Below are 4,306 nucleotides of genomic sequence, written 5' to 3'. Positions count from 1 at the left end.
AGATGCCGCCGGGGCGCACGCCGGTCGATACGCGGGTCGTCTCGGTCGACCGGCTCGACGAGGTGGTCGGCGGGTTGGAGCGCCATCTCGCGAGCGGGGCGCAGGCTTACTGGGTGTGCCCGTTAGTCGCCGAGAGTGAGGCCAGCGAGCTCGCCGCGGCGGAGGAACGCGCGGCGTTGCTGCGCGAACGGCTTGGCGCAAATCGCGTCGGGCTGGTCCACGGGCGGATGAAAGGACCGGAAAAGGACGACGTCATGGGGCGGTTCCAGGCGGGCGAAATCGGCGTCCTGGTCGCGACGACGGTGATCGAGGTCGGAGTCGATGTCCCCGCCGCCAGCCTGATGATCGTCGAGCACGCCGAGAATTTCGGGCTCGCGCAGCTCCACCAGCTGCGCGGCCGCGTCGGGCGCGGCACCGCGAAGTCGGTATGTCTGCTGCTGCGCTCGCAGAATCTCTCCGAAACTGCGCGCGAGCGGCTCGCGCTGATGCGCGAGACGAACGACGGTTTCGTGATCGCCGAAAAGGATCTCGAGCTGCGCGGCGGGGGCGAACTGCTCGGGCTCAAGCAGTCGGGCGACGCCGATTACCGGCTTGCTACCCCCGAACAACTCGTCCGGCTGCTGCCGGTCGCGCATGACGATGCGCGGCTGTTCGTCGAGCGTGATGGGGGGATGGACGGCGCCCGCGCGGAAGCGGTGCGTCTCTGCCTCTATCTGTTCGAGCGCGACGCGGCGGTGCCGCTGCTGCGGAGTGGTTGAGTAACTCCCCTCCCGCTTTGGGGGTGGGCCAGCGACGGTGCGGCATGCCCACCCCGCTGCGAGTAGCGAGCAAGCTCGCAACTCTCACTGCCCCTCCCGCAGGCGGGAGGGGGAACCTAAAATATTGGCTTAGTTCACATCCCCGCGTGCGCCCATGGCGCGGATCATCGGCAGATAATCTTCGACCGAAATCGATTTTTCGAACTGCAAACCCGTCTTGCCGGCGAGCGACCAGACGACTTTCGCCGAGGTGCGGCCGATGATCGGCATGCGGAGCACGACAAGATCGCCGATCTCCAGCCCGCGTTCGAAGCGCATCAACATACCGTCGGCGCTGATGTTGACGCAGGTGCACATTTCCTGCCGTCCGTCGGGCATGACAAAGGGCAGGCGGCAATAGACGTCGCTACGCGGAGCGATCCGCTGGTCGAGGCCGACATAATGGGCCTTGCTCGTGTCAATCTTGCGCATATTCGTGGACCTTGTTGATTTGGCCATGACGATCCATCCGATTGCTGAAGAAGTCGTAAACGCTTCCCTGCGCCCTAGCGGGTCACAAGGCCATGTTTTTTTGACCCGAGGCTCAGCGGAACGGGGGCCGCGCCGGGCATGATCAGGTGTTGCGGGTCGCGAACGACGACGCCATCGACCTTCACCGCGCCCTCGTCGAGCTTGCGGCGTGCTTCTTTGTTCGAGCCTGCGAAGCCGAGTTCGCGCAGCGCGTCGACGACGCTGATCCCTTCCGCAGGCGCGACGGCTTGCGGAAGGTCGCCACCGATCTGTCCCTTTTCAAAGGTTTGCGTCGCAGTCTCGGCGGCGGTCTTTGCGGCGTCCGCGCCGCGGCACATCGCGGTCGCTTCGTTGGCGAGAATTTTCTTCGCTTCGTTGATCTCCGCGCCTACGAGTGCTTCGAGCCGCGCGATCTCGTCCAGCGGCAGGTCGGTGAACAGCTTCAGGAATTTGCCGACGTCGCGGTCGTCGCAGTTGCGCCAATATTGCCAATAGTCAAAATGGGACAGCTGTTCGGGATTAAGCCAGACCGCGCCGGCGGCGGTTTTGCCCATTTTGGCCCCCGCAGCGGTGGTCAGCAGCGGAGTCGTCAGGCCATATAGGTCGGCACCGTCCATCCGGCGGCCCAGCTCCATCCCGTTGACGATATTGCCCCACTGGTCGGACCCGCCCATTTGCAGACGGACATTCATGTCCTTCGACAGGTGGCGGAAGTCGTACCCCTGAAGGATCATGTAGTTGAATTCGAGGAAGGTCATCGGCTGTTCGCGCTCGAGCCGCAGCTTGACCGAATCGAAGGTCATCATGCGGTTGATCGTGAAGTGCGTGCCGACTTCCTGCAGCAGCTCGATATAACCGAGCTGGCCCAGCCAGTCGTGGTTGTTCACCATCACCGCATCGGTGGGGCCGTCGCCGAAAGTCAGATATTGCTGAAAGATGCTGAAGATCGAAGCGATATTCGCCGCGATCACCTCGTCCGACAGCATCTTGCGGCTTTCGTCGCGGCCCGTCGGGTCGCCGATCCGTGTCGTCCCGCCGCCCATCAGCACGACGGGCTTGTGCCCCGTCTGTTGCAGCCGGCGCAGCATCATGATCTGGACGAGGCTGCCGACGTGCAGGCTGGGCGCGGTCGCGTCGAAGCCGATATATCCCGGGACGACCTGTTTCGCGGCAAGTGCATCGAGCCCTTCCGCGTCGGTCGTCTGATGGATATAGCCTCGCTCGTCGAGCAGGCGCAGCAGGTCGGATTTATAGTTCGTCATAGCGGGCGGGCGCTTAGCATGGGGTTTGATATTTGGATAGCATGCGCAAAGAGCTGATCTGTCATCCGGGCACGCCGGGCAAGGCCGTGCGCGCGGTCGCGGTCGAGGTGTCGCTGTCGTTCGAGGACGGCTTTGCGCTGCGTTTCATCGTCGACGGGGCGATCGCCGCGCTGGTGCTGCCCGATGGACAGGGCGAACTCGTCATCGCCGACAGCGCGACCGATGGCCTCTGGGAAAGCACCTGCTTCGAAGCGTTCCTGACCGAGGAAGGCGAGCCCGACTATACCGAGTTCAACTATTCGCCCGACGGCCGCTGGGCCTGTTACCAGTTCGACGACTATCGCTCGCTGTTGCGCACCGACGATCTCGCGCCATGGGAAATGGCAGCGGAGAAGGGCGATCAAAGCTATGCGCTGCGGGTCGAGCCCGGCATTTTTCCCGATAATGGAGCGAAGCTCGCGCTGTCCGCCGTGATCGAGGAGCTCGACGGCACCAAAAGCTATTGGGCGCTCGCGCATCCGCCAGGCAAGCCCGACTTCCATCATCCCGATTGCTTTGCGCTCACGCTTGGGGCACCCGACGCGGCATGACTGTTCACTTCGGTATCGACCGCCTGCTAGCCGATCCGGCGCTTCGCAAACCGCTTGAAGGCCAGCGCGTCGCGCTGCTCGCGCACCCCGCCTCGGTCACCGCCGACCTGACGCACAGCCTCGACGCACTCGTTGCGGCAGGGGTCGATATCACCGCGGTGTTCGGGCCGCAGCATGGCGTTCGCGGTGACCTTCAGGACAATATGATGGAGTCGCCCGACTTCACCGATCCGACCTATGGCATGCCGGTGTTCAGCCTCTATGGCGAAGTCCGCCGTCCGTCGGGCCAGTCGATGCACACGTTCGATGTGATGCTGGTCGACCTGCAGGATCTCGGTTGCCGCATCTACACCTATGTCACGACTTTGCTCTACATCCTCGAAGCCGCGGCCGAGCATGGCAAGGCGGTGTGGGTGCTCGACCGGCCGAACCCCGCGGGGCGCCCCGTCGAGGGCACGCGGCTTCTGCCCGGCTGGGAGAGCTTCGTCGGGGCGGGGCCGATGGTGATGCGCCATGGCCTCACGATGGGCGAGATTGGGCATTGGTTCATCCGCCACTTCGGGCTCGACGTCGATTATCGCGTGATCGAAATGGAGGGGTGGGATCCGAAAGGCCCGGGCTTCGGCTGGCCCATGGATCGCGTCTGGATCAACCCCAGCCCGAACGCCGCGAACATCAACATGGCGCGCGCCTATGCCGGAACCGTGATGGTCGAGGGCGCGACGCTGAGCGAGGGCCGGGGAACCACCCGCCCACTCGAATTGTTCGGCGCGCCCGATATCGATGCCAAGGCGGTGATCGCCGAAATGCAGCGTCTCGCGCCGCAATGGCTGGACGGGTGCAGACTGCGCGATATCTGGTTTCAGCCGACCTTTCACAAGCATGTCGGGCAGCTTAACAGCGGCGTGCATATCCATGCCGACGGGCCATGGTACGATGATGCGGCGTTCCAGCCGTGGCGCGTGCAGGCGCTGGGCTTCAAGGCGATCCGCAGCCTCTACCCGGACTATCCGATCTGGCGCGGCAAGGATTTCAAATATGAATATACCGACGATGTGCTCGCGATCGACGTGATCAACGGCGGGCCGGGCCTGCGCGAGTGGGTCGACGATGTGGGTGCGGTTGCGGGCGACCTCGACGCGCTGGCGCTGCCCGACGAGGCGGCGTGGCGGGGAGAAATCGCCGA

At 64.2% G+C, this 4,306-nt stretch carries 5 protein-coding genes; 3 read left to right on the top strand and 2 right to left on the bottom strand.

Annotated features, from left to right (window positions below; translation table 11 throughout):
• On the top strand, positions 1–758 hold a 758-nt coding region (locus VJ811_RS06730), incomplete at its 5' end, for a helicase-related protein (RefSeq protein ID WP_324071488.1).
• A gap of 129 nt (positions 759–887) precedes the next feature.
• Here VJ811_RS06730 and VJ811_RS06725 read toward each other — a convergent pair.
• Both VJ811_RS06725 and tyrS read right to left on the bottom strand, forming a co-directional pair.
• The gene (locus tag VJ811_RS06725) at positions 888–1,229 is read right to left on the bottom strand and encodes a PilZ domain-containing protein (RefSeq protein ID WP_037516333.1); all 342 of its coding nucleotides are present in this window, start codon (positions 1,227–1,229) and stop codon (positions 888–890) included.
• Positions 1,230–1,303: 74 nt separating this feature from the next.
• Complete coding sequence (gene tyrS / locus VJ811_RS06720) at positions 1,304–2,530, bottom strand: tyrosine--tRNA ligase (RefSeq protein ID WP_324071486.1); 1,227 nt, start codon at positions 2,528–2,530, stop codon at positions 1,304–1,306.
• A 41-nt stretch (positions 2,531–2,571) separates the two neighbouring features.
• Here tyrS and VJ811_RS06715 point away from each other — a divergent pair, with 41 nt between their 5' ends.
• Together VJ811_RS06715 and VJ811_RS06710 are read left to right on the top strand one after the other, a co-directional pair.
• Positions 2,572–3,120 carry a DOMON-like domain-containing protein gene (locus VJ811_RS06715; RefSeq protein ID WP_324071485.1) on the top strand — a complete coding sequence of 183 codons (549 nt, stop codon included), beginning with the start codon at positions 2,572–2,574 and terminating at the stop codon, positions 3,118–3,120.
• Positions 3,117–4,306 (top strand): DUF1343 domain-containing protein (locus VJ811_RS06710; RefSeq protein ID WP_324071484.1); only part of this gene is annotated, 1,190 nt, incomplete at its 3' end. The genes VJ811_RS06715 and VJ811_RS06710, both read left to right, overlap by 4 nt.

Origin of the sequence: Sphingopyxis sp., assembly GCF_035250425.1 — a bacterium.
In the GTDB taxonomy this organism is placed as follows: Bacteria; Pseudomonadota; Alphaproteobacteria; order Sphingomonadales; family Sphingomonadaceae; genus Sphingopyxis.
Note: the sequence above shows the minus strand (reverse complement) of the source record. Positions and strands in the feature narration are given on the sequence as shown.